1 protein-coding gene is annotated in these 871 nt (G+C 72.2%); it reads left to right on the forward strand.

What is annotated here, in order from left to right; genetic code table 11:
* Nucleotides 1–2 precede the first annotated feature (2 nt).
* The coding region (locus SSP29_RS00055; protein WP_089098381.1) for an alpha/beta hydrolase at nt 3–871 on the forward strand (869 nt) is incomplete at its 3' end.

The following is an 871-nucleotide window of genomic DNA, read 5'->3' on the forward strand; positions in this document are numbered from 1 at the left end:
TGCTGGAGCCCGCCGCCCAGGCCTTCGTCGAGGCCACCGCGAACCCGCCCTACCTGTTCGACCTCGCCCCCGCCGAGGGCCGCAAGGCCGTCGACGAGGTGCAGTCCGGCGAGATCGCCCTGCCCGCGGTCGACGAGGAGTGGATCACCGTCGAGGGCGGCCCCACCGGAAGCGTCCGGGCCCGCATCGTCAAGCCGGCCGGCGCCACCGGCCCGCTCCCCGTGATCATCTACATCCACGGCGCCGGCTGGGTCTTCGGCAACGCCCACACCCACGACCGCCTGGTCCGCGAACTCGCCGTCGGCGCCGACGCCGCCGTCGTCTTCCCCGAGTACGACCTCTCACCCGAGGCCCGCTACCCGGTCGCCATCGAGCAGAACTGGGCCGTCGCCCAGTGGATCGTGGCCCAGGGCGCGACCAAGGGCCTGGACGCCGGCCGGATCGCGGTCGCCGGCGACTCGGTCGGCGGCAACATGAGCGCCGCCCTCACCCTGATGGCCAAGGAACGCGGCGGCCTCCCGCTGCTCCAGCAGGTGCTGTTCTACCCGGTCACCGACGCGAGCTTCGACACCGCCTCCTACCACCAGTTCGCCACCGGCTACTTCCTGCGCCGCGACGGCATGCAGTGGTTCTGGGACCAGTACACGACCGACGAGACCGAACGCGCCCAGATCACCGCCTCCCCGCTGCGCGCCACCACCGAACAGCTCACCGGCCTGCCCCCGGCCCTCGTCATCACCGGCGAGGCCGACGTCCTGCGCGACGAGGGCGAGGCCTACGCCAACAAACTCCGCACCGCCGGCGTCCCCGTCACCGCCGTCCGCTACCAGGGCATCATCCACGACTTCGTCATGCTCAACGCCCTGCGCGA

It is taken from the genome of Streptomyces hyaluromycini, assembly GCF_002217755.1.
Lineage (GTDB): Bacteria > Actinomycetota > Actinomycetes > Streptomycetales > Streptomycetaceae > Streptomyces > Streptomyces hyaluromycini.